This window comes from Pseudactinotalea terrae (assembly GCF_009733845.1).
In the GTDB taxonomy this organism is placed as follows: domain Bacteria; phylum Actinomycetota; class Actinomycetes; order Actinomycetales; family Beutenbergiaceae; genus Pseudactinotalea; species Pseudactinotalea terrae.
On the sequence record NZ_WNXZ01000008.1, the window covers coordinates 52,633 to 75,146 of the forward strand.

The following is a 22,514-nucleotide window of genomic DNA, read 5'->3' on the forward strand; positions in this document are numbered from 1 at the left end:
AGGAATGTCATGGCTACCCTTGCCGAGCTGCCCCAGGTGTCTGAGTGCACCGTGTCCGGCTGCTCCTACAACGACCACTCGAGCTGCCACGCGGGTGCGGTCACGATCGCGGGCGTCGGTGGCGACGCCCAGTGCGCCACCTTCATCCCGCTCAACGTCAAGGGTGGGCTCGACACGGTTCTCGCGAGCGTCGGCGCCTGTCAGCGCGCCAACTGCACGTACAACGAGAACCTCAGCTGCACCGCCACCGCGGTGCGCATCGGCGCCGGCAACGACCTCGCTGACTGCCTCACCTTCCAGCCCCGCTGATCCGCACTCTCGGGCCGGCACGGATCGTGACACGACCGTGCTGGCCCGAGTCGGTCCCGCGTGCCACGCTCGACGTGTGCGCGCGTGGCTGGTGGGCCTCCTCGGGGCCCTCGCCTGCGCGTGGGGACTCGCCCTGACCCTCGCCGCACCGCAGCCCGCCTTCGCCGGCTGCGAATCGCGATCCGTCGAGCAGATGCGCGACGACGCCGACGCCACTGCGATCGGCACCATCGTCGAGATCGATCGCTCCGGGAGCTGGTTCGGCCTGCAGTCCTCGGGCGAGCCCGTGACGTACTGGGTCGAGATCTCCGAGGTCTTCGACGGATCGGTCCAGGAGCTGATCGCCGTCGAGAGCGGCGGTGGCGGGCTCGACGGCGCAGCCGCGGGCCGCAGCTATCTGCTGTTCCTGCGCGGGCAGACGCCGACCTTCAGCAGCGATGTCTGCTCGAGCATCCCGTTGCCGATCCAGATGCCGGAGGCCGCCGAGGCGATCGCCGGCTGGGAGTCCTCGACGCCCGAGCCCGGCGGCGCTGAGCTGCCTCGCGCCGGCGTTCCGTGGGGGACGGTCGTGCTCGGCGTCGTGATTGCGGCGATGGCGGTGCTGCTCGTCCGTGACGTGCGGGTCCGCCGGCGGCGCGAGACGACATCGGGCGGCTGACGCCGACTCGGCGCGGGAGACACGTTCGCTGGCTGCTGCTCGCCGTTCTCGCGCAGGTCAGGGCCGCGGTGCCGCTACGGCTGGTGGCACGCCACCCTCGTGGAACGCGATCGCCCCGGGTGTCAGCGGCGCTGGTCCTCGGCGTCGGGTGGCTGGGGCTGCGCCGCCCGCTCCGGTAGCGCGAACGGCCGCGCGGAGACCACCGCGCTGACGGGGATCGGCCCGTACACGTGCGGGAACCGCTCGCTGCTCGGGTCGGCAGGATCCCCGGCCTCGACGACGACCTCCGCATCGAGCGCGCCGGGATCGATCTCCAGCAGGACCAGCGGCTCGGTGACGTCGGCGTAGAAGCGCCGAGCCACGCCGTCGACCTGGTGCGGGAACGCGGCGTGCACGAAGCCCTCCTGTGCGAGCGAACGCCCCCGCGTGGACACCTCGTAGACCCCGGCGACCTGCGCCGCCGCCCAGTCGGCGGCAAGCGCGAGGTGTGTCACGGGATCGACCGGCCGCGCGTTCACCGGGCCGCCTGCGCCGAGCCGGGCGGGCAGTGTGGCGCGAGGGTCGAGGTCACGGGGTTCGAGCACAGCAGCACGACCTGCGGCGAGCGGGCACGCCTCGCACGCTACCCCGCGGAATGCGTTTGCGGAGGCGGTGCGGCGGCTGCGACGCTCGCTCGATGAGCGTGATCAGCGATGTCTACCCGGTGCTCGGCCTACGGATCACCGCGGGTTCTCTCGAGCTGCGTGGCTTGACCGACGGCGATCTCGCCGCGCTCGGCGTCCTGGCCCAGGGTGGCGTGCACCCGCCCGAGCGGATGCCGTTCTACCACCCGTGGACCGATATGCCGGTCGAGCAGATCCCGCTCGGGATGGCGCAGTACCACTGGGGCGTGCGTGCTCGCTTCTCGCCCGCGGCCTGGTCGCTCGAGCTGGGTGTGTGGGTCGACGGCGAGCTCGTGGGCTGCCAGGGCTTCGGCACCAGCGACTACCTGGTGACCCGCACCGGCGAGACCGGGTCCTGGCTCGGGATCGAGCACCAGGGCAGCGGCATCGGCACCCGGATGCGGCAGGCGATGTGCGCGTTCGTGTTCGACCATCTCGACGCCGACGAGGTCACCTCGGGCGCATTCCTCGACAACCCGGCCTCGATCGCCGTCAGCCACAAGGTCGGCTACGCCGACAACGGGATCAGTCGCAAGAAGCGCCGCGACGGCGAGATGGCCGAGCACCTGGCGCTGCGGCTCACGCCGGAGACCTTCGTGCGCGGGGAGCCGATCGAGGTGGAGGGCGCGGCCGCGGTGCGCAGGCTCATCGGCCTCTGACCCGCTGACGCCTCGGGCGCGATGCGGCCGGGCGAGCGCGCGAGCTGAACCGCAGGTCACGGTTCGGAAACGTTTGCGTTAGAGTGGGACAACCTGGAAACGTTTACGGCTACCGTGCGTGCAGGTTGATGACGGCGCTCTCGAAGAAGAGGTGAGGCATGGCGCAGCGAGCAACGATCACGCAGGTCGCCCAGCGTGCGGGTGTCTCCGTGGCATCGGCGTCGCGCGCTCTCAACGGCTTGACCAGCGCCACCGCCACCGTCGAGGCGGTGCGCGCAGCCGCACGCGAGCTCGGGTACATCCCGGACGCGACGGCGCGCTCGCTCAAGCTGGGGCGCACGCTGCAGCTGGCCTACGCCGTCGCAGACATCGGCAACCCGGTCTACGTGGAGATGATGGGCGCGATCCAGGAGGTCGTCGCCGGCGCCGGCTACCGGCTGCTCGTCGCGAACACCGGTGACGCGGCCGGCACGGTCGACCTGGTGACCAGCCTCCAGCGTGGTTACGCCGACGGCATGGTGCTGTCACCGCTGCGGGTCACCGACGAGCTCGTGGAGGCGATCGCGCAGTCCCCGGTTCCCGTGGTGGTGCTCGGCCGGATGCCCGAGGCGGCCGCCGTGGACACCGTGGCGCCCGACTCGCCAGGCGGCGTCGCGCTCGCGGTCGCCCACCTGCGTGAGAGAGGTGCGCGGCGGATCGCGTTCGTCAACGGCCCCTTCGACACCACCCCGGGTCGCGTGCGCGGTACGGCCTTCACCGACGCCGCAGGCGCCGATGCGATCACGGTCGCCGCCACGGACTTCACGGCCGTAGCGGGGGAGGCGGTCGCGCACGAGCTGCTGAGCCGCCCCGACCGCCCCGATGCCGTGCTCGCCGCCAACGACCTGCTGGCGATCGGCGTGCTCCATGCCGCCGATCAGCTCGGGCTGCAGACCCCGGGCGACCTCGCCGTCGTCGGTGTCGACGACACCGACCTGGGCAAGCTGTTCCGCCCGTCGCTGACCAGCGTGAATCTCGGCGCCCCCGAGCGTGGCAGACGCGCCGCCGAGCTGCTGCTGGCGCGACTGCAGGACCCCGGTCGGAAGCCGCAACAGATCGTGGTGCCCGCCTCCCTCAGCGTGCGCCGCTCGAGCGATGGGAAGGGGAGCAGATGAACAGCGACGTTCACGCAGCGCCGCGAGGACCGGGGGGCCGGCGATGAGCGCGACGGTGGTGTCGCGGCCGGGCGTCAGCTCCCGAGCGCAGCGAAGGGAGGCGATCGCCCTCGTCGTGCCGGCGATGGCTCCGATCATCGTGTTCTCGGTGATCCCGCTGATGGCGGGGGTCTACCTCGGCTTCACCGACGCCACGCTGCGCCGCAACGACGTCGCCGACTTCATCGGGCTCGACAACTTCGTCCGGCTGATGGGGGACAGATTCTTCTGGGAGTCGTTCCGGATCGGCCTGGTCTGGGCGGTCGCCTGCTCCGTGCTCACGCTGCTGTGCGCGATGGGGCTGGCACTGCTGCTCAACACCGACCTGCGGCTGAAGTCGCTGACCCGCGTGCTGGCGCTGATCCCGTGGGCGATGCCACCGGTCGTCGTCGCGATCATGTGGCGGATGATCTACTCGCCCACGGCGGGTCCGCTCAACGCTGCGCTCGAGGCGGTCGGGCTGCCTGCGGTCAACTGGCTGGGCGACTTCTCGACGGCGCTGCCCGCGGTCATCGTGGTGGCTGTCTGGTCGGGCATGCCGCAGACGACCGTGCTGCTGCTCGCCGGCATGCAGCAGGTCCCCACCGAGCAGCTCGAGGCAGCGGCCGTCGACGGCGCGAACGCTGCCCGCAGGTTCTGGCACGTCACGCTGCCGGCGCTGCGGCCGGTCGTGCTCGCCTCGACCGCGCTGGACTTCATCTGGTCCTTCAACTCCTTCGGCCTCGTCTACGTGATGACCGAGGGCGGCCCGGGCGGCCGCACGATGCTGCCGATGCTCTTCACCTATCTGGAGGCGTTCAAGAACCGCAACATCGGATACGCCTCGGCGATGGGTGACGTGCTCGTCATCGCCGTGCTCCTCGTGCTCTCGGTGTACCTGATCCAGCAGTTCCGCAAGGGGAAGGCCGAGCGATGAATCAGCGCGCGTGGTTCGTCCGACCGCTGCAGTATCTGGCGCTGGTCGGCTACCTGTTCTTCCTCGGGTTCCCGCTGCTGTGGCTGGTCTCCGCCTCGTTCAAGTCCTCCCGCGAGCTCTACTCGCTCAACGTGACGCTGCTGCCCGTCGAGTGGACTTTCACCAACTTCGCGGACGCGCTCGAGCGGCAGAACCTCATCGGGTCGGCGAGCAACTCGTTCGTCGTGGCGATCACCACGATGGTGCTCACGGTGCTGGTCTCGATGCCCGCCGCCTACGCGCTCGCACGCTTCAAGGGCAGGCTGCGCGCCGTCGGGACAGGGTGGATCCTCCTCAGCCAGGTCTTCCCGACGATCCTGCTGATCCTGCCGTTGTTCCTCATCCTGCGGACCCTGCAGCTCAACGACACACTTTTCGGGCTGATCCTCGTCTACGTCACCTTCACGATGCCGTTCTCGCTGTGGATGCTGCAGGGCTACGTCTCCGCCATCCCGCGAGACCTGGAGGAGGCCGGCTCGATGGACGGCGCCAACAGGATCACCGTGCTGCGCGTGATCGTGTTCCCGCTGCTGCTGCCGGGCATCATCGCCACTGCGATGTTCACGTTCGTCGCAGCCTGGAACGAGTTCTTCCTCGCTCTCGTGCTCATCCAGTCACCCGAGCTCTCCACCCTCCCGCTGACCCTGCGCAACTTCATCGGGGTCGCCGGAGCGGTCGATCTCGGCCCTCTTGCTGCCGGCTCGGTGCTCGCGACGATCCCCTCGCTCGTCGTGTTCGCGATCCTGCAGAAGAAGCTCACCGGTGGGCTCCTCGCCGGCGCCGTCAAGGGCTGACGGCACACCCCAGAACCACAGAACACACTCGAAAGGAAAGCAAGATGAAGAAGCGCTTCGTGCTCGCGGCAGCAATGGCTGCTACTGCGGCACTCGCACTCACGGCCTGCCAGCAGGGCAGCGCCAGCGGAGGCGGCGACAACGACAACGACGGCGGTGGCGAGAGCGGTGGCGGCGAAGAGGTCGTCACGCTCGAGTTCCAGTCATTGTCCGACCAGCCGCTGGCCATGGAGGCCGTGCAGGGCATCGTCGACTCCTGGAACGCCGACAACCCGGACATCCAGGTCGAGCTCGTGCAGGCCGGCTGGGACGGCATCTACGACAAGCTGATCACGCAGTTCAACGGTGGTACTGCGCCCGACATCATCCACTACGAGGCCGGCAGCATCGCGCCGTTCGCGGTCGATGGCTACCTCGCCGATCTCACCGACCTCATCAACCCGGACTTCGCCTCCGACGTGAGCGAGGGCATCTGGGAGTCGGTCACGGTCAACGACCAGATCATCGCCTACCCGACGACGCTGCAGTCGTACATGGTGTTCGCGAACACCGACCTCCTCGAGGCGGCGGGCGTCGAGGTTCCCACCGGCGCGACGATGACGTGGGACGAGCTGCGTGAGATCGCGCAGGCCACCACCACCGATGGTCAGTACGGCCTCGGTTGGGGGCTGTCGAGCCCGACGGCGACGTTCATGAGCCTCGGTCTCGGCTTCGACGGCGGCTACTTCGAGGGCAGCGGCAGCGATGTCACGATCGATGTCGGCGAGGGCGAGCTCGCGGTGCCCGAGGCGATCCACCAGATGGCCTACGAGGACCTCTCGCTCGACCCGGTCTCCCTCACGCAGTCCGGCTCCGAGGTGCTGCCCTCCTGGTACGCCGGAGAGACCGCTCTGACCGTGCAGGGATCGTTCCGGGTCGCCAGCATCGGCACCGACGCTCCTGAGGGATTCAACTGGACGGTGCTGCCGCCTCTCGAGGGCTCGGTGAGCGCCGACCAGGCTGCCAACCCGCAGACCTACTCGGTGAACATCGACTCCGAGCACGTGGAGGAGTCGGCACAGTTCCTCGACTTCTTCACCTCGACGGAGAACCTCGCCGCGCTAGCCTACGCCGACGCGTTGGTGCCGGCCTCGGCCTCCGCGCGGGACGCGCTCGCCGAGCAGACCGCCGACGAGAACGGATGGGCCGCCGTGCTCGCCTCGGGTGACTCGCTCGTGGCTCCGCCGTTCCTGACGGTCGACGCCTACACGCAGTGGAAGGACACCGTCGCCACCCCGGCGTTCCAGCGGTTCCTCGCTGACGAGATCGACAGCGCGCAGCTGCAGGCCGACCTCACCGACGGCTGGGAGCAGGTCAACCGCTAGCCCTGACCCGGACGGCGGATCCTGGCCTGATCAGGCCAGGATCCGCCGTCAGGGGGGCGGTTTGGCAGCAGGTTCGACGCGAGATGAGATGAGATGACTGGCATGAGTGGCGCTGACAGACTGGCCGACGTGGTCTCGGGGGTGCTGGCCGGGGCTGCGGTCGGTGATGCGCTGGGTGGTGCGACCGAGGGCTGGACCCCGGAGCAGATCACCGAGCGCTGGGGCGGTCGGGTCACCGGTGTGGTGCCGCCGTATTACGAGAACTGGCGCACGGCACGGCCGATCGCGCCGTATCACAAGGGCGACGGGCACGTCACCGACGACACCTTGATGACCCACGCGCTCATCGAGGTCTACGCCGAGCGCCGCACCCACCTCGATGCCTTCAACGTGGCCTCGGACCTGGTCCCGAAGATGATCGGTGACCTGCGCTGGGTGCCCGAGCTCGAGGCCGAGGCGCTCATCCTGCAGCGCGTGTTCCTCGCCGAGAAGTGGCTGGTCGCGAAGCTCCACTACGGCCACGTGGACCCGCGCGAGGCCGGCGTGGGCAACATCGTCAACTGCGGCGCCACGATGTACATGGCGCCCGTGGGGCTCGTCAACGCGGGCGATCCCGAGGGCGCGTACCGGGAGGCCATCGACATGGCCGGCGCGCACCAGTCCTCCTACGGCCGCGAGGCCGCCGGCGTGTTCGCCGCCGCGGTCGCGGCCGCCGTCGCGCCGGGTGCGACGGTCGCCTCGGTGCTCGACGCCGTTCGCTCGCTCGCCCACGACGGCACCGCTGCTGCGATCGAGGCCGTGCTGACCGCCGTCGAGGAGACCGCCTCGGAGGACCTCGACGACGCCGGGATCGGTGCGGTCATCCGCGCCGCCGTCGCGCCGTACGACACCGTGGGCGACGCCTACCGTGCGCCCGCGATGGACGCTCGGCTGCCATCCCGCACCAAGTCGATCGAGGAGCTGCCGGCGGCGCTCGGGTTCGTGCTCGCCTACGACGGCGATCTGCGTGCGGCCGTGCTGGGCGCCGTCAACTACGGCCGCGACTCCGACTCCATCGCCACGATGGCCGGCGCGATCTGCGGTGGCCTGGGTGGCTCCGCCGCCGTGCCGCAGGAGTGGGTGAGCGCGATCGAGACGGCGAGCAGGCTCGACCTGGGCTCCGTCGCCGAGACGATGACCTCGGTCGTGCGGGACGTGCTCGCCGCCGACGCCGAGCGTGCGCGCACCCGGGCGAGCGTCATCGCCGCGCTGTCATGAGGCTGACCTGGGCACAGCCGGAGGACCTCGTCGCGGCCCAGCTGGTGGCGCTGACCGAGCAGGGCGCCGCCCCGGACGCCCTCGAGCCGGTCCGGCAGCGCTGGGTCGCCGCCGGTGGCTCCGACGTGCTGCAGCCCTCGGGCGCGAGCGCGGAGCCCGCGCCGCCCGCGCTGCGGGCCCTCGCACGCGACCTCCTCGACGAGCTCGCTGCGCTGCAGCCGACCGCCGCCGCTGAGCCGGACGAGTGGGACGCCATCGAGGCGCTGCTGCCGGCCGCTCCCGTGCTGCCGACCAGCACGACTCTGGACCGTGTCGCCGGCGCGTGGACCGGCCGCGCCGCCGGCTGCCTGCTGGGCAAGCCTGTCGAGAAGATCCCGCGGCGCGGGATCGAGGAGATCCTGCGCGCCACGGACCGGTGGCCGCTCGCCGACTGGTTCACCGCCGTCGGTCTGCCTGGCGAGGTGGCGGCCCGGTGGCCGTGGAACCGGCGCAGTGCCCCGACGTCGCTCGCCGAGAACATCGCCGGGATGCCGGAGGACGACGACCTCAACTTCCCGATGCTCGCGCTCGACCTCCTGGAGCAGCACGGCGAGGCGATCACCACCGACGACATCGCGCAGGGCTGGCTCGGGGCGCTGCCTGCCGGCCGGGTGTTCACCGCCGAGCGGGCGGCCTACCGGAACCTGCTCGACGCGCGGCCGGTCCCCGAGACCGCCACCCACCACAACCCGTTCCGCGAGTGGATCGGGGCGCTGATCCGCGCGGACGTCTTCGGCTGGGCCCACCCCGGCGAGGTACGCGCGGCGGCCCGTCTGGCCCACGTCGACGCCCGCCTCTCGCACACCCGCAACGGCATCTACGGCGAGATGTGGGCGGCCGCGCTGTGCGCTGCCTCGGTGGTGGCCGACGACGTCATGCAGGTTCTCGACGCCGGCTCGGCCGTGGTGCCCCCAGGGTCTCGGCTGGCGCGGGCCATCGCGCTCGGCCGCCAGCTCGGCACCTCGGGCCGCGACCAGGCCGACGCGCTCGACGTGCTGCACGCCGAGCTCGGGCACCTGCACTGGGTGCACACCCTCAACAACGCGGCGCTGATCGCCTACGCGCTCTCCTCCGGCGGCGGTGACTTCGGCGCCTCGGTCGCCACCGCCGTCGTGGGCGGCTGGGACACCGATTCTGCCGGTGCCACGGTCGGGTCGGTCGTCGGTGGGTTGCGCGGAGCGGCCGCGCTGCCGCAGCGTTGGGTGGAGCCGCTGCGCGGCACGATCGCGACCTCCCTGCCCGGCCCCGCCGTGCGCGAGATCGCCGACCTCGCCGAGCGGACCCTCGCCCTGTCGGGCGCCCGAACGCAGGAGTCGTCCAGATGAGCGTGGTGGTGGTCGGGAGCGCGAACCTCGACGTCGTCGCCCGGGTGCCCCGCATCCCCGGCCCCGGCGAGACGCTGCTCGCGACCTCGGTGGCGCGCGGCGCCGGCGGCAAGGGGGCGAACCAGGCGGTGGCGGCCGCCCGAGCGGGCGGCGCCCCCACGTGGTTCGTCGGTCGCCTCGGTGACGACGGCGACGCCGCCCTGCTACGGGCCTCGCTGACCGGCGCGGGCGTGGCGCTGGACGCGGTCGAGGTGTCACCCGCCCCGACCGGGACCGCCCTGATCTCCGTCTCCGACGACGGCGAGAACGCCATCGTCGTGGTCGGTGGTGCCAACGCCGACTTCACCGCGCTCTCGCCCGCGCAGCGGGACCGGATCGCCTCGGCGGCAGTGGTCGTCGCCCAGCTCGAGGTGCCGCTGCCGACCGTGCTCGCCGCGGCACAGGCCCGCGCCGCTGGCGCTCGTTTCGTGCTCAACGCCGCTCCCTCCGCACCCCTGCCGGACGAGCTGCTCGGCGAGGTCGACGTGTTGGTCGTCAACGAGCACGAGCTCGCCGACCTCGCACCGGATCTCGATCTCGAGGACGCGACCCAGCAGCTGCTCGGCCAGGTCGGTGCCGTGGTGGTGACGCTGGGCTCGCGCGGCTGCCTCGTCGTCGAGCAGGGCGGCACCACCGAGGTGCCGGCCCTGGCCGTCACGGCGCTCGACACCACTGGCGCGGGCGACACCTTCTGCGGCGTGCTCGCTGCCCGGCTCGCGGCCGGCGACACCCTCGTCGAGGCCGCGGCGTGGGGCTCGGTCGCGGGTGCGCTCGCCGTCCAGCGCCCGGGTGCGCAGGAGGCGGTGCCCACCGCGGACGAGGTGGCCGCAGCACGGCAGGAGCAGGCGTGACCGCCCCCGCCTCACCTCCGGTGGTGAGCTTCGACCCGTTGGTCCCGCGCCCGATCGATCTGCCGACGGCGGTGCCCGCCTCGGGTGATCTCGCTGAGCTGGACGAGGCGAAGATCTTCGCCGCCCCGCTCTCGCCCGCGGACCGGCCGGCGTGGCGGGCCCGGCTCGCGCAGTGGCGCGAGGAGGCACGCAGCCGACTCGGCTACCGGGGCGAGGCCTATGAGGCGCCCGGCGCGCAGTGGGCGCAGCGGTGCTTCACGGTGGCGCAGGTCTGGCTCTGGGACGAGCTGTTCTTCGACTTCGAGCAGCAGCGGTTCACGCCGGAGCGGTTCCTCGAGGACACCCGGCAGCGGTTCGGCGGGCTCGACGGCGTCGTGCTCTGGCACGCCTACCCGGTCATCGGGATCGACGACCGCAACCAGTGGGACTTCTATCGACAGGTCCCCGGTCTGGCCGACGTGGTGCGCTTCCTGCACGAGCAGGGCGTCGCGGTCTTCGTGGACTACAACCCCTGGGACGTCGGCACCCGTCGCGGTCGCGAGGACCGGGTCGAGCTCGCCGACCTCGTGCGCGAGCTCGGCGCCGACGGCGTCTTCCTCGACACCCTCAAGAAGGCCGACCCCGAGCTGGTCGCCGCGCTGCAGGAGGCCCGGCGCGGCTTCGTGCTCGAGGGCGAGTCCAAGCTGGCGCTGGAGCGGATCTCCGACCACGCCGCCTCCTGGGCGCAGTGGTTCGCCGACTCGGAGGTGCCGGGCGTGCTGCGTGCGCACTGGTTCGAGCGCCGCCACATGCAGCACCACATCCGCCGCTGGCACCGCGACCACTCCGAAGAGCTGGCCTCGGCCTGGCTCAACGGCGTCGGGATCATGGTGTGGGAGGTCGTGTTCGGGGTCTGGGTCGGCTGGTCGGCCCGCGACTCCGCGACGCTCCGGCGCATGCTGCCCGTGCAGCGCGGCTTCTCGGACGTGCTCCTGCACGGCGAGTGGACGCCGCTGGCCGATCTCGGCCCCGCCGCCGAGGACGCCCGGGTGTACGGGTCGCTCTTCTCGCACGAGGGCCTCGACCTGCTGCTGCTCGCCAACCGCGGCGACGCCGACGTCACGCCGCTCGGTCACGCCGGCGCCCTCTGGGGGCGGGAATGGGTGGCGCTGCACGACTCGGAGGTCGTGCCCGCCCAGGGCGTCGCGGCCTACGTCGCGCTCTCGCACGAGGCTTCCGACGACGGCGGCGCGCGCTGGTCGGAGCTCGTCGAGCGGGTGCGTGCCGAGCTGAGCGACGTCGCGCACGAGCGCGACGCAACCTTCCCGCACCGCCGGGCGGGGCGGTTGCCCGCCCCAGCCCCCACGGGGGCGAGGCGGGAGGATCTGGCGCGGGACGCCGTCGTCGTCCGATCGGGTGAGCACGTGCTCACGGTGCGGCACCGGGCACGCGAGACGGGCATGTACTTGGGCGCGCCGTACGTCGACGAGTGGAAGCCGCTGCCGCCGCGGCTGCACGACCAGCGCACGCTCGAGCGCGCGGTCACGCTGGCGCACGACGTGCGGGTGGCCACGCAGGAGGTGACGGTCAGCGAGATGGCGGAGTTCCTGGGCACCGACGAGCGAGGCGAGGGCCCGGCCACCGGAATGACGCTGACGCAGGCGCGTGCCTACGCGGCGTCGGTGGGTGGGCGGCTGCCGACCGAGGACGAGTGGCAGCTGGCCGCGGGGCTGCCGGGGTTCGACCGACTCGCTCCCGCGGTGTGGAACTGGACCGAGTCCGAGCACAGCGACGGCCGGACCCGGTTCGTCATGCTCAAGGGCGGCTCCGAGCACCGCAGCGAGGGGTCCGACTGGTACACCGACGGCGGGGTGCGGGCGCCGGACTTCAGCCTGAAGTTCCTGCTGCCCGGGCTGGGGGTGGACGCGTCGACCTCGATCGGCTTCCGTGTCTGCTGGGAGGAGAGCTGAGATGAGCGACGCCGCACTGGCAGGGCTGCGGGTGATCGACGCCTCGACGCTGTTCGCGGGGCCGCTGGCCGCGATGCACCTGGGTGACATGGGCGCCGAGGTCGTCAAGGTCGAGCACCCGCGACGGCCTGACCCCTCGCGCGGGCACGGGCCGAGCAAGGACGGCCAGAACCTGTGGTGGAAGACCCTCGGGCGCAACAAGCGGGCGGTCACGCTCGACCTGTCCAGCGGCGGCGGTCGGGAGGCGTTCCTGCGGCTGGTGGCGACCGCCGACGTGGTCATCGAGAACTTCCGGCCGGACACGTTGGAGCGGTGGGGCCTGGGCTACGACGACCTCAGCGCGGTGAACCCCGGGCTGGTGCTCGCCCGGGTCACGGGGTTCGGGCAGATCGGGCCGTACCGGCGGCGGCCGGGTTTCGGCACCCTCGCCGAGGCGATGAGCGGGTTCGCGGCGATGACCGGTGAGGCCGACGGCCCGCCCACGCTGCCGCCCTTCGGGCTCGCCGACGGCATCGCCTCGCTCGCGACCGCGTACGCGGTGATGGTGGCGCTGCACGCGCGCGAGCGGACCGGGCGCGGGCAAGTGGTGGACCTGGCGATCGTCGAGCCGATGATGGCGATGCTGGGCCCGCAGCTCACGCGCTGGGACCAGCTGGGCACGGTGCAGCCGCGGCAGGGCAACCGGTCGAGCAACAACGCACCACGCAACACCTACCGCACCGCGGACGGCCGCTGGGTGGCGGTGTCCACGAGCGCGCAGAGCATCGCCGAGCGGGTGATGCGGCTGGTCGGGCGGCCCGAGCTGATCGACGAGGAGTGGTTCGCCACCGGCTCCGGGCGCGCGGCGCACGCCGACGAGCTGGACGAGGCGGTGGGTGGCTGGATCGCCGCGCGAAGCCGCGACGAGGTCGTGGCCGCGTTCGAGGAGGCACAGGCGGCGGTGGCGCCGATCTACACGGCCGAGGACATCGCCGTCGACCCGCAGCTGCAGGCGCTGGGGACCATCCGACGCATGCAGGACCCGGATCTCGGCAAGATCGCCGTGCAGGGTCCGCTGTTCCGGCTCTCCGAGGCCGACCCGGTGCTCGCGTTCACCGGCCGGGGGCACGGTGCCGACACCGACGAGGTGCTCGCCGAGCTGGGGTACGACGACGCTGCGATCGCGCGCCTGCACGAGGACGGTGCGGCATGAGTGCACCAGAGTCGTGTCCAGATGCTCATGGCAACGTTCACATCGGCCGATTCGGCCATCTGGGCACGAGTTTGTTGCACCGGCCGGTGGGGACGCCATGAGCGGCACCGCGCCGGCACCCGTGCTGACGCTGCTCTACGTGCCCGCCGACCGGCCCGACCGGGTGGCGAAGGCACTGGCCAGCAGCGCCGACGTGGTGGTGGTCGACCTCGAGGACGCCGTGGCCGCCGGGCACAAGGACGCGGCGCGCGAGTCGATGCTCGAGGCGCTGGTCGGCGTGAGCCGGCCGGTCCAGGTGCGCGTCAACGCGGTCGGCTCGCGCTGGTTCGCCGCGGACGTGCAGGCCGTGCGCACGCTCGGCAGCAGCGTGGGGATCCGGGTGCCCAAGGTCTCCGACCCCGACGGGGTGCGGGCTCTCGCCGCGATCCGGCGGCCGCTGCACCTGCTGCTCGAGACCGCGCTCGGGCTCGAGCGGGCGTACGAGCTCGCGACGGCGACGCCAGCCGTCACGACCATCGGTCTCGGTGAGGCGGACCTGCGCTCCGAGCTGGGTGTCGCGTCCGAGCAGGGGCTCACGTGGGCGCGCTCGCGGCTGGTCGTCGCGGCGCGCGCGGCCGGCCTCCCGGCGCCCGCCATGAGCGTGTACCCCCACGTGCGGGACCTGGACGGGCTCGCCGCGAGCTGTGCGCTGGGCCGCTCGCTCGGCATGCTCGGGCGGGCCGCGATCCACCCCGCCCAGCTGCCCGTGATCGAGAAGGCGTTCACGCCGTCGCCGCAGCAGGTGGAGCGCGCCCGGGAGGTCGTCGACCGCGTGGGCGAGGCGACCGCTGACGGCGCCGGCACCGTGGTGCTCGAGGACGGCACGTTCCTCGACGTCGCCATGGTCGAGGCCGCCCGCCGCACCCTCGCCCTGGCCGATCGGGCCGCGGCGGCGGACTGACCAGGCTCGCCAGCCAGCCGACAGGGCGACGGGCAGCTCAGAGCGCGAAGGTGTCGGCGTACACGACGCGGGTGGTGCGGCGGGTCCGGAGCCGCTGGGGGCGCGCCGGGTCGGGGTCGACGTCGGCTTCCATCACCTCGAGCTCCTCGATCAGCACGCGGTACTCGCCGGTGCCGAGCTCGGGCGTGACGAGCGGCACCGGGACAGGCAGCTCGAGGCGGTCGGACCAGGTCACCTGCCAGATGTCGCCGGGATCCTGGCCGACGGCGGGCAGCCGCACCGCGGCGTGGTCGACCCACTCGATGTCGGACTCACCACGCTCCTGCACGGTCGCGACCAGCACGCGCGAGGGGAGCAGCAGGGCGTCGAGCGGCGAGATCGGGATGTCGACCATCGGGTTCTCCCGATCCCACTCGTAGCCATCGTCGGGCTGGGCGCGGTCCGCCCCTCGGTACAGCGCGGCGGCGCCGGTCACGGTGACGTGCACGTGGGTGGCGTCGGGGCGGCTCACCGTCGCCGTGCGCTCCGGCAGCGGCTGCACCCAGTCGGTCATGACGACGGGGGACAGCTCGCAGTCGGTGAGCGAGTCCGGCTGGAACCGCGCGACGGCGAGCCGCACGAACGGCCACAGCTGGTCGCGCGGGGTCATCGCGACGTCCACGAACCACTGCTCTCGCTCGGGGTGGTACTCCGCCTCGTAGCCCAGCAGCGCGGCCTGCGGCCGTCGTGCCACGTCGACCAGCGGCCGTGGCTGGGCGGAGACCACCGGCCCGCCCGGTCGCGGCGGCAGGTCGGCGTCGGTGCCGGGCTCGGCGACGAGGTCGGAGGCTGCGAAGAGCAGGTCGGTCGCGGTGAGCAGGGGCGGCAGCGCAGCCGCGGGCACCTGCGCCGTGGTCGCCAGACCCGGGTCGCTGCCCCAGCGGCTCGCCGCCGAGGCCGGCACCTCGTCGCCCAGCACGACGGCGAGCAGCTCACCGTCGCCGGAGGAGTACCAGGGCCGGTTCATCCAGATCCTGGCGCCGCTCCGGCGCACGTGCCGCCGCGCGAACGGCTGCTCCGGCTCGGTCGCCACCTCCCACAGGAGCAGCGGCACGGTCTCGGTGACCACCGGTGCCGCCGGCCGTGCCGACGACCTCACGGTGAGCTCGACCGGGTCCGAGCGGGACTCGGGGTCGTCCTCGCCGGCGAGATCGTCGGGTCCGAAGAACTCGGCGTACCGGGTCGACCCGATCAGCGTGTACGTCACCCGGCGGTGGTGAGTGTCGGGGAAGCTCTGGATCGCGCGGTGCAACGGCACGCCGGTCGCGGGGCTCGGGTCGTCCCACGGGAAGAGCAGGCCGTAGCGCTCCGCCTCGCCCACCTGCGACCGCACCGGCACGTCGCTGCGCTCGACCCGCACCGGTCCGGCCGTGGTGACGTCGTCCACCCACTCCGACCACGTGGCCGTGACGGCCAGCCGCGCGGTGCTCGCGCCGTGCAGCTCGGTGATCGCGAACAGCGCGGCCACCGTGGCTCCCTCCGGCCGGGCGAGCACCGCGAGGTCGTGCATGGCTGGGCGGCGTGCGGGTCGCGGCGTGGCATGGACCAGCCGCATCTCCTCGCTCGGCGTCAGCCACCAGGTCCAGCCCGAGATCGCCGCCTGGCGCAGCAGGGCCAGCAGCTCCTCGGCCCCGACCTGCTCCAGCAGCGCAGCTGTCGTGCGCCACAGCCCCAGCACCTGCAGGTCCTGCTCGCGCAGCGAGGAGGAGATCGCCACCCGCACCTGCTCACCCGCAGGAAGCGTGATGCGCACCAGGTTCACATCCTCGTCGACGCTCGCGCCCAGCTCGGCACCCGGCTCCAGCACCAGTCGTAGCGGCTCGACCCGCGGCCACTGCCCCCGGAACGGCACCACGACCGCCGAGAGCACCCGCGGCTCCGGCAGCGTGTGCGGGGCACCCGCGTCGAAGAACACCAGCGCCATCCCCGCGGCGAGCGGGTCCGGCAGGTACGGCAGCACGAGCTGGTCGACGTCGTGCACCACGTACTGACCCTCGCCCAGCGGGGTGTCGCGGTCCGCGGTGATCTGCTGCAGGGTGGCGGCGGTGTCCGGGTTCGCGCCCGGCCGGGACGCCAGCGAGATCCTGGGCTGCTGGATCGACTGCCCGGGGTTGTCGAGATCCGGCACCCACTCGTCGAGGAGGGTGCCGCGCTCGCGGAGCGCCCAGCCGTAGGCGGTGCGCTGCACATCGGGGTCGGTCGAGCCGATCGCGGCGTCGAAGCTGCCGTGCTGCTCGGCCTCCAGCTGTGAGGTCTTCGCCGGCACCACGTGCCGCTCGGAGGTCTCGCCCTCCCGGATCACGAGCCGCCCCAGCGACTCGCCGAGGCTCAGCTCGTGCCGCGCGACGAGCGTCGGGGCCGGCACCGGGGACCACCGCAGGAAGGGCACCGGGAACGTGTCGGTCGGCGCATACGTCTCGATGGGCGGCAGCACGCCGGGGAACAGGTCGGGTCGCACGTGCAGATCTGTCAGCTTCGGGATCGTGGTCTCGACGGCGTCCCGCAGCCTGTCGAAGTCGCTCACCATGGGCCGTGCCTGGGCGTCCTTGCTCACCAGGTCGGCGAGCCGGCGCTCGGCCCTCTTGATCTGGCTCGCGGGCATCACCAGCGAGTCGCCCGCGATCTCTCGCGCCGACTCGGCCAGCCGCGGCCGGAAGGTGGGCGCCGCCTTCGCGGCCGTCACCTCGTCGAAGAGCCCGGTCTCGGCGACCGTGGTGCGTCTGGGCACGCTCGTGGCCAGCGTCCTGCGCAGCGGAGAACCGAGCGAGGTGGCGCGGTGCCTGGCGAGCGCGGTGCGCCTCTTCCTGATCGAGACCGGGGTGGGTTCGCCCTCCTGCACCTCGTTGCCGGCCAGGTCCACGCCCTGCACCCGGAACGAGTAGCTCGTGCCGTACCGAAGCCGCGGCAGCGTGCCGGGCTCCACCCGGCTCCGGATCCGCCCGAGGGCCTCGCCGTCGGCCGGTACCGGAGGGTCGTCGAGGAGCTGCTCCTCGCCGTCCTCGCCGTGCACCACGATCTTGCCCGGGCGCGGCGCGGACAGGCTCCAGCCGTCCCATCCCGCGAACACCTCGTGCAGGTAGTACGGGTCGGCGTCGCCCGTGCCGGAACGGCTGAGCGAGGTGAGCGGCAGGAAGCCGGAATCGGGGACGTTCTCCAGGACCGCGGTGCGGTCCGGCGTCAGCACGTCGATCAGGCGGCGGTGGACCGAGTGCCACGGCCCCTCGGTGCCCTCCCGGACCTGGAGCCGCACCCCGCGGACGATCTGGTCGTAGCCGAGCGACAACGGCGTGCTCGTGGCGGACAGTCCCTCGGCGGTCTGCACCCGGTCGCGCGAGGCATCGACGCGGTCGAGCCGGGCGAGCGAGAACCCGCTGGCGCGCAGCGCGGTCGGTGCGCCGTTGGCCTTGTCGCCGTTCAGCTCGGCGGCGATCTCGGCGATCGCGTTGCGCAGGTTCTGCTCGGTGGCCAGGCCGGTGGCGTCGGGGTCCAACGACAGCACCTGGTAGCGATCGGGGTCGCCCAGCTTCAGGCGACCGCCGTTCCACTCGGCGCTCGCGGTCGCCCGCCAGCTTCCCTCGACCAGCTGGCACCGGGTGCGCGGCGGCTCGAGCGCCTCGAACGCACCCTCGTCCTCGGCGCCGGGCACGAACGTCACGCTCACCCAGGTCGCCTTCGCCAGCACCGGGAGGTGCTCAGCCGCGACCGTCAGGTCGACCGCCAGCCCCAGCGCCCGCAGCAGCGCCGGCGTGCTGCCGGCCCCCGCGGCGAGCTGGTGGAAGTCCGGCTCCGGGTTCTCCACGGGCGGCGTCGTGGCGCCCTCGACCGGCCGCGGCTCGTAGCCGACCTGGGCCTCGGGCCGCTGGTAGTAGCGGCGGGCCGCGTGCAGGTCGACCATCGTGCCCAGCATCCCGGTCGGGCGGTCGCCGCTGGCCACCCGGTCGTCGAGCCACTCGGTGAGCCGGCGCTCGTCCTCGGCGCGGGTCTCGAGCAGCACCTCGATCGCGTTCACGTACGGCGCGTCGGTCCCGTCGCGATCGATTCGCCGCCCGGTCAGCGTGGCCATCGCGTCGACCTGCGCCTTCGTGTACCTGGGCTGCTGCGGTTTCGACTCGAGCATCTCCAGGATCCTGCGGGCACCGCCGTGCACCTCGGTCATCGTGCGCAGCACCATCCGGTTGACGGGGTTGTCGGCCCGAGGTCGCGACACCGGCGAGGTGAGCATGGTCGCCAGGTGCAGGTAGCCGGCCGTCTCGTCCATGGCGTTCGCGGGGTACGACTTCCACTCCGCTCCGCTGACCACCGGCTTCGGGAACCCCCGCACGAGCGTGGTGGGCGGCAGCAACGCCGACCACACCGCCTGGTCCGGCGCGGACACCAGGGTCGCCGGCACCGGCTCGGACAGCGTGGAGGCGCTGACCAGCCAGCTGCCACGCGCGAGGGTCTTGACCCAGGTCTCGACCGCGGGGAAGTCACCGAGCGTCGCGTCGGCGTCGGGCTCGAGCTTGTGGGTGACGAACGCGCTCAGGTGGAACGCGGCCCCCTCGGCCAGGTCGTACGGCAACGCCGTCGTCATGATGGTGCTTCTCATGCTGAGACCCCCGCGAAGGCAGCGCAGTACTCGGACCACGCCGGGCTGGAACCATCCGGCTCGGGCGGCATGATGTCGATGAGCGTCGGGTCACCCTTCGAGCCGGCGAGCTTGCGCTCGCAGCTGACCTCGACCGAGGCCGAGAAGAACAGCACCTCGACCTCGACGATCACGCTCGCCCGCCCGATCAGGTTGCCGGTCGGGAAGTCGTAGGTCAGCGACAGCTCGAGCGTGATCGACGCCGAGATCAGGCCGAGGACGTCCACCTCGCCGCGGATCCGGAAGTAGGCGGTCAACGACCCGGCGTCACCCTCGAGCCGCAGGTAGACGCCCACCGTGATCGAGACCGAGCCGGAGGCGACACCCAGGTTGATCGACAGCGACGCCCCCGCCTCGAGCCCCATCTCGAGCTCGACCAGGCCCTTGGGCGAGGCGCGCAGCCCGACCCAGCCGCCGCCACCGATGCACATCACCGTGAGCCGGAACGGGGAATCCTTGCGGCAGAAGTAGAAGCCGACCGTCACGGCGTCGCCGAGGAACGGCACCCGGGCGTCGGCACCCAGGCTGATGTTCTCGAGCGAGAACACCCCGACGGAGACGTTCGGCAGCGCCAGGTCGAAGCCGGCGGTGACACCCTCGGTCGAGACGTCCACGTACGGCGGGTCGGCGAAGCCGTCGAAGGGGATGATCTCGCGGAGCTTGTCGATGAACCCGAGCACGCCGAGGAACTCCATGCCGTCGAAGACGACGTCGACCTCGGGCTTGGTGCCGGTCCCCACCCGGAACCCGATCCGCGAGAAGTTCATCCGCATCATCGGCTCGCCGGGCATCAGCTGGAGTGCGAACTGCCGCAGCTCGGCGCTGATGTCCGCGCTCGGGGAGCCCGAGGCGCTCGCGCGCACCTCGACGCCGAGGCTGAGGCCGCGCTTGTCGTCGGCGATGAAGACCGGGTCGCTGGTGCCGGGGAACGCCCAGTCGGCGATCGCCGGTCGCCACTCGTAGCGGGCTGTCACCGAGCCCGACGGCGAGAGCAGGTTCTCCGCGAAGTCGGCGATGGTGGTGAGCAGGTCGGTCTGGTCGAGGAGCGGCTGCAGTGCCAGCGCCGGCTTCTCGATCGCCGCCCGCACCGAGGCCGGCAGCATCGGGTGCTTCACTGCCTGGAGGACCGCTGTGAGCGCGTTGAGCACGGCGAGCGCCTTGGCGAGGACGTCGGCGGCGCTCTCGGGGTGGCCGATCAGGTCCTCGATCGCATCGAGGAGGGCGGTGATCGCCGCGACCGCCGGGGCTGCTGCCGCCTCGAGCTCGTCGATCGCGGCCTGCACCTGGGCGCGGGCGCCCTCGTGCGCGGCCGTGGCCAGGTCCTGCGCGAGGCGCGTCAGACCGCCGTCGAGCGCATCCTGCAGCCGCTCGACCTCGGATGCGATCGAGGTGACCGCGTCCAGCGCCTCGGTCACGAACTCCGGGGCGTTCTCGAGGTCGACCCCGAGCGCGTCGAGGATCTCGACCAGCGAGAACAGCCCGAACAGCTTCGGCAGCGCCCCGTCCAGGAAGGTGGCCGGATCGAACTCGCCCTGGCTCAGCCCCTGGGGTGAGGTGCCGTCGTCGCCGACCGCGCCGAGCGTGCGCGAGAGCCCGCGCACGGCGAAGTTCGGCTCGATGAAGCCGCCGGAGCGGTCGCTGCCGTCGCTGAAGCTGATCGGGGCCGTGCCGGCGAGCCCGAGGAACAGCTGAGCGGGGTTGCCGGCCCCGAAGCCGTGGTCGAGGTAGGCCTGCGTGAACGAGAGGTCGACCTTCGGGGACGCCGGTGCGAGATGCCTCATGGCGGGCACCACGGCCTCGGCGTTGGTCATGAACGGGCGCGAGCGGACCTCGGCGCGGTCGATCTCGGCGTCGAACCTCAGGGTGGCGATCTCGAACGCGGTGTCGCCCTGCGCGGCCGGCTCCGCGAGCGCGATGCCGGCGCCGTCCGCAGGGATGTCGGCGACCGGCTGGTAGGTGTCCCGGATGGTCTGGTCCGTGACCCCGACGTCGAGGGCGTTGCTCGGCACGAACACCAGCGGTGCGCTGAGCGAGACCGGGTCGCCGGCAGCGTCGTCGGCGTCGATGTCCCATCTGAACGGGGCGCCGGCGCGGGTGGGCACGAACACGGTCGAGACCGTCACGGCGTCCGCAGGGATGCCGGCCGGGCGGTCGAGGTCCGGCGTGGTGGTGGGCGAGAGCGTCACGCGGCGCAACGGCGTGTCCCGGCCGTCATAGGTGCGCGTCCGCTCCCGCAGCACGATGAAGTACCGCTGCCGCAGGTAGGCGGTCGCCGGGCCGGCCGGATCGATCTTGCGCTCGGTCACCGTGACCCACACCGCCCGGTGCCCGAACGGGAACAGGAACCCCGGCTGCGTCACCCGCACGTAGGTGTCGCGGCCCATGGCGGCCTGGTGAGTGTAGGACTCGAGGTCCATGAACCAGCCGGGCTCGGCGGGGTACTCGTTCCAGGTCTCGGCCCACGACCCGCGCCAGTCGATCCACGCCCCCAGGGAGGACAGCGACAGCCGGTGCACCTGCAGCGGCAGCGGTGTGACGCCCTCATCGCTCGCGCCCGACTGCCGCACGACCGTGCGTCTGATCATCGGGTCGATGGAGCTGAGGAACCCCTCGCCCGGCAGGTGCTCGTTGAGGTCGCGCGCCCACACGGCGCGCACGATGCGCTGCCCCGGCGCCTCGTCGTGGCCGAGGAAAGCACCGTCGTCGTCGGTCACGCGGGTGGTCAGGTCTGTGTGCCAGAGCTGGGTGCGGGCGGGGTCCGACGGCGCACGGACCGGCTGGGAGGGGTGGCGGAACGCCCCGAACCGGGCGCTGGGGGAGACGATCAGCCGGTACGGCGCCTCGATCGCGGTCTCCTTCTCGCCCGGGACGCGGGGTTGCCCCTTCCGGAGCAGACCCGGCTTGACGATGATCTGGTCACCGGGTTCGAAGGCTGTGACGACGACGCCCCGCAGGCGTGCCGCGAGCCGCACGTGGCGCGCTGCCCGCGCCGCGCGGAGCACGGTGGTGACCGTGCCCGCTCGCCGGGCGACGATCACGTCGGTGTCAGCGATCAGGTCCTCGATCGGGATCGCGCGTCCGGGTGCCGGCGCTGCCGCAGGCTTCGCGAGGGCCGTGGTCCGCAGCGGCAGGCTCGGGATCAGCTCGAGCAGACCCTCGATGCTGAGCGGCAGGCTCGTGCTGGGCGGCAGGTCGAACGCGAGCCGGCTCGCCTCGGCGATCCGCAGCTCGGCGACCGGCGGCGGGCTCGGCAGCGGGACCGACTCGGGATAGGCCTCCTCCTGGACGTGCTGCGGGGGAAGCGTGAGGACGAGGACGCCACCGTCGGCGTCGGTGCGCAGGTGTCGTACGCCGTCGACGGTCCTGAGCGTCGCGCCGTACAGCGTCACCGACAGGTCGACGAAGTCGTCGGTGCGCAGCAGCCGGAGCCGGGTGGCCGGCGCGGGCACGCGTGGATCACGCCGCTTCGGGGGCACCGCGGCTCCTTTGTCGTTGGTGTCGGGCCAGACGGACGCGACCAACGTAGGGCGGCCGGCCTCGCCGCGGCATCGGGGGAAACCCTCAAAACCGCCCGGGCGGGCCTTCCGCTCTCTACCGTTGGTGCTGTGCCGACGACGGGCGTATCACGGGCGACCTGAGCCGGCTCCTCCCCGGTGACCCCG

At 72.4% G+C, this 22,514-nt stretch carries 16 protein-coding genes; 13 read left to right on the top strand and 3 right to left on the bottom strand.

The window, feature by feature from the left end; all coding sequences use genetic code 11:
• The first annotated feature begins 9 nt into the window (after window positions 1–9).
• The gene (locus tag GPA03_RS20105) at window positions 10–309 is read left to right on the top strand and encodes a DUF1540 domain-containing protein (RefSeq protein WP_156253853.1); all 300 of its coding nucleotides are present in this window, start codon (window positions 10–12) and stop codon (window positions 307–309) included.
• A gap of 76 nt (window positions 310–385) precedes the next feature.
• On the top strand, window positions 386–967 hold the full coding sequence (locus tag GPA03_RS20110; RefSeq protein WP_156253854.1) for a hypothetical protein: 582 nt from the start codon (window positions 386–388) through the stop codon (window positions 965–967).
• 122 nt (window positions 968–1,089) lie between these two features.
• On the opposite strand, the gene GPA03_RS20115 is transcribed toward GPA03_RS20110, so the two are convergent.
• Complete coding sequence (locus tag GPA03_RS20115) at window positions 1,090–1,551, bottom strand: DUF952 domain-containing protein (RefSeq protein ID WP_241681408.1); 462 nt, start codon at window positions 1,549–1,551, stop codon at window positions 1,090–1,092.
• A 92-nt stretch (window positions 1,552–1,643) separates the two neighbouring features.
• On the opposite strand from GPA03_RS20115, the gene GPA03_RS20120 reads away from it, so the two are divergent.
• From GPA03_RS20120 to GPA03_RS20170, 11 genes are all read left to right on the top strand, one after another.
• Complete coding sequence (locus tag GPA03_RS20120) at window positions 1,644–2,288, top strand: GNAT family N-acetyltransferase (protein WP_170296907.1); 645 nt, start codon at window positions 1,644–1,646, stop codon at window positions 2,286–2,288.
• Between the two features lie 158 nt (window positions 2,289–2,446).
• Entirely contained in the window at window positions 2,447–3,442 is a 996-nt protein-coding gene (locus GPA03_RS20125) for a LacI family DNA-binding transcriptional regulator (protein ID WP_156253856.1), read from the top strand.
• 43 nt (window positions 3,443–3,485) lie between these two features.
• Window positions 3,486–4,397 (top strand): carbohydrate ABC transporter permease, encoded by a 912-nt coding sequence (locus GPA03_RS20130; RefSeq protein WP_156253857.1) that lies wholly within the window; start codon window positions 3,486–3,488, stop codon window positions 4,395–4,397.
• A complete protein-coding gene (locus GPA03_RS20135; RefSeq protein WP_156253858.1) occupies window positions 4,394–5,230 on the top strand; it encodes a carbohydrate ABC transporter permease in 837 nt (278 codons plus the stop codon). Before GPA03_RS20130 ends, GPA03_RS20135 begins: the two co-directional genes overlap by 4 nt.
• A gap of 44 nt (window positions 5,231–5,274) precedes the next feature.
• Window positions 5,275–6,594 carry an ABC transporter substrate-binding protein gene (locus GPA03_RS20140; RefSeq protein ID WP_156253859.1) on the top strand — a complete coding sequence of 440 codons (1,320 nt, stop codon included), beginning with the start codon at window positions 5,275–5,277 and terminating at the stop codon, window positions 6,592–6,594.
• 102 nt (window positions 6,595–6,696) lie between these two features.
• Complete coding sequence (locus tag GPA03_RS20145; RefSeq protein WP_156253860.1) at window positions 6,697–7,851, top strand: ADP-ribosylglycohydrolase family protein; 1,155 nt, start codon at window positions 6,697–6,699, stop codon at window positions 7,849–7,851.
• Complete coding sequence (locus GPA03_RS20150; protein WP_156253861.1) at window positions 7,848–9,215, top strand: ADP-ribosylglycohydrolase family protein; 1,368 nt, start codon at window positions 7,848–7,850, stop codon at window positions 9,213–9,215. The genes GPA03_RS20145 and GPA03_RS20150 overlap by 4 nt, the downstream gene beginning before the upstream one ends.
• Window positions 9,212–10,105, top strand: a complete 894-nt coding sequence (locus tag GPA03_RS20155; RefSeq protein WP_156253862.1) for a ribokinase — start codon at window positions 9,212–9,214, stop codon at window positions 10,103–10,105. The genes GPA03_RS20150 and GPA03_RS20155 overlap by 4 nt, the downstream gene beginning before the upstream one ends.
• Window positions 10,102–12,054: an SUMF1/EgtB/PvdO family nonheme iron enzyme gene (locus GPA03_RS20160; RefSeq protein ID WP_241681409.1), complete on the top strand. Its 1,953-nt coding sequence runs from the start codon at window positions 10,102–10,104 to the stop codon at window positions 12,052–12,054. The genes GPA03_RS20155 and GPA03_RS20160 overlap by 4 nt, the downstream gene beginning before the upstream one ends.
• A 1-nt stretch (window position 12,055) precedes the next feature.
• The gene (locus GPA03_RS20165) at window positions 12,056–13,246 is read left to right on the top strand and encodes a CaiB/BaiF CoA transferase family protein (protein ID WP_156253863.1); all 1,191 of its coding nucleotides are present in this window, start codon (window positions 12,056–12,058) and stop codon (window positions 13,244–13,246) included.
• Between the two features lie 97 nt (window positions 13,247–13,343).
• Entirely contained in the window at window positions 13,344–14,186 is an 843-nt protein-coding gene (locus GPA03_RS20170) for an HpcH/HpaI aldolase/citrate lyase family protein (protein WP_156253864.1), read from the top strand.
• Between the two features lie 37 nt (window positions 14,187–14,223).
• On the opposite strand, the gene GPA03_RS20175 is transcribed toward GPA03_RS20170, so the two are convergent.
• Both GPA03_RS20175 and GPA03_RS20180 read right to left on the bottom strand, forming a co-directional pair.
• Entirely contained in the window at window positions 14,224–18,813 is a 4,590-nt protein-coding gene (locus GPA03_RS20175; protein WP_156253865.1) for a hypothetical protein, read from the bottom strand.
• Window positions 18,810–22,328, bottom strand: a complete 3,519-nt coding sequence (locus tag GPA03_RS20180) for a hypothetical protein (RefSeq protein WP_156253866.1) — start codon at window positions 22,326–22,328, stop codon at window positions 18,810–18,812. The genes GPA03_RS20175 and GPA03_RS20180 overlap by 4 nt, the downstream gene beginning before the upstream one ends.
• Window positions 22,329–22,514 lie beyond the last annotated feature (186 nt).

Excerpts from the sequence above, each read along its gene's own strand:
- GPA03_RS20105 (WP_156253853.1), top strand. The coding sequence starts at position 10 with ATGGCTACCCTTGCCGAGCTGCCCCAGGTGTCTGAGTGCACCGTGTCC.
- GPA03_RS20120 (WP_170296907.1), top strand. The coding sequence starts at position 1,644 with ATGAGCGTGATCAGCGATGTCTACCCGGTGCTCGGCCTACGGATCACC.
- GPA03_RS20125 (WP_156253856.1), top strand. The coding sequence starts at position 2,447 with ATGGCGCAGCGAGCAACGATCACGCAGGTCGCCCAGCGTGCGGGTGTC.
- GPA03_RS20130 (WP_156253857.1), top strand. The coding sequence starts at position 3,486 with ATGAGCGCGACGGTGGTGTCGCGGCCGGGCGTCAGCTCCCGAGCGCAG.
- GPA03_RS20135 (WP_156253858.1), top strand. The coding sequence starts at position 4,394 with ATGAATCAGCGCGCGTGGTTCGTCCGACCGCTGCAGTATCTGGCGCTG.
- GPA03_RS20140 (WP_156253859.1), top strand. The coding sequence starts at position 5,275 with ATGAAGAAGCGCTTCGTGCTCGCGGCAGCAATGGCTGCTACTGCGGCA.
- GPA03_RS20145 (WP_156253860.1), top strand. The coding sequence starts at position 6,697 with ATGAGTGGCGCTGACAGACTGGCCGACGTGGTCTCGGGGGTGCTGGCC.
- GPA03_RS20150 (WP_156253861.1), top strand. The coding sequence starts at position 7,848 with ATGAGGCTGACCTGGGCACAGCCGGAGGACCTCGTCGCGGCCCAGCTG.
- GPA03_RS20155 (WP_156253862.1), top strand. The coding sequence starts at position 9,212 with ATGAGCGTGGTGGTGGTCGGGAGCGCGAACCTCGACGTCGTCGCCCGG.
- GPA03_RS20165 (WP_156253863.1), top strand. The coding sequence starts at position 12,056 with ATGAGCGACGCCGCACTGGCAGGGCTGCGGGTGATCGACGCCTCGACG.
- GPA03_RS20170 (WP_156253864.1), top strand. The coding sequence starts at position 13,344 with ATGAGCGGCACCGCGCCGGCACCCGTGCTGACGCTGCTCTACGTGCCC.
- GPA03_RS20175 (WP_156253865.1), bottom strand. The coding sequence starts at position 18,813 with ATGAGAAGCACCATCATGACGACGGCGTTGCCGTACGACCTGGCCGAG.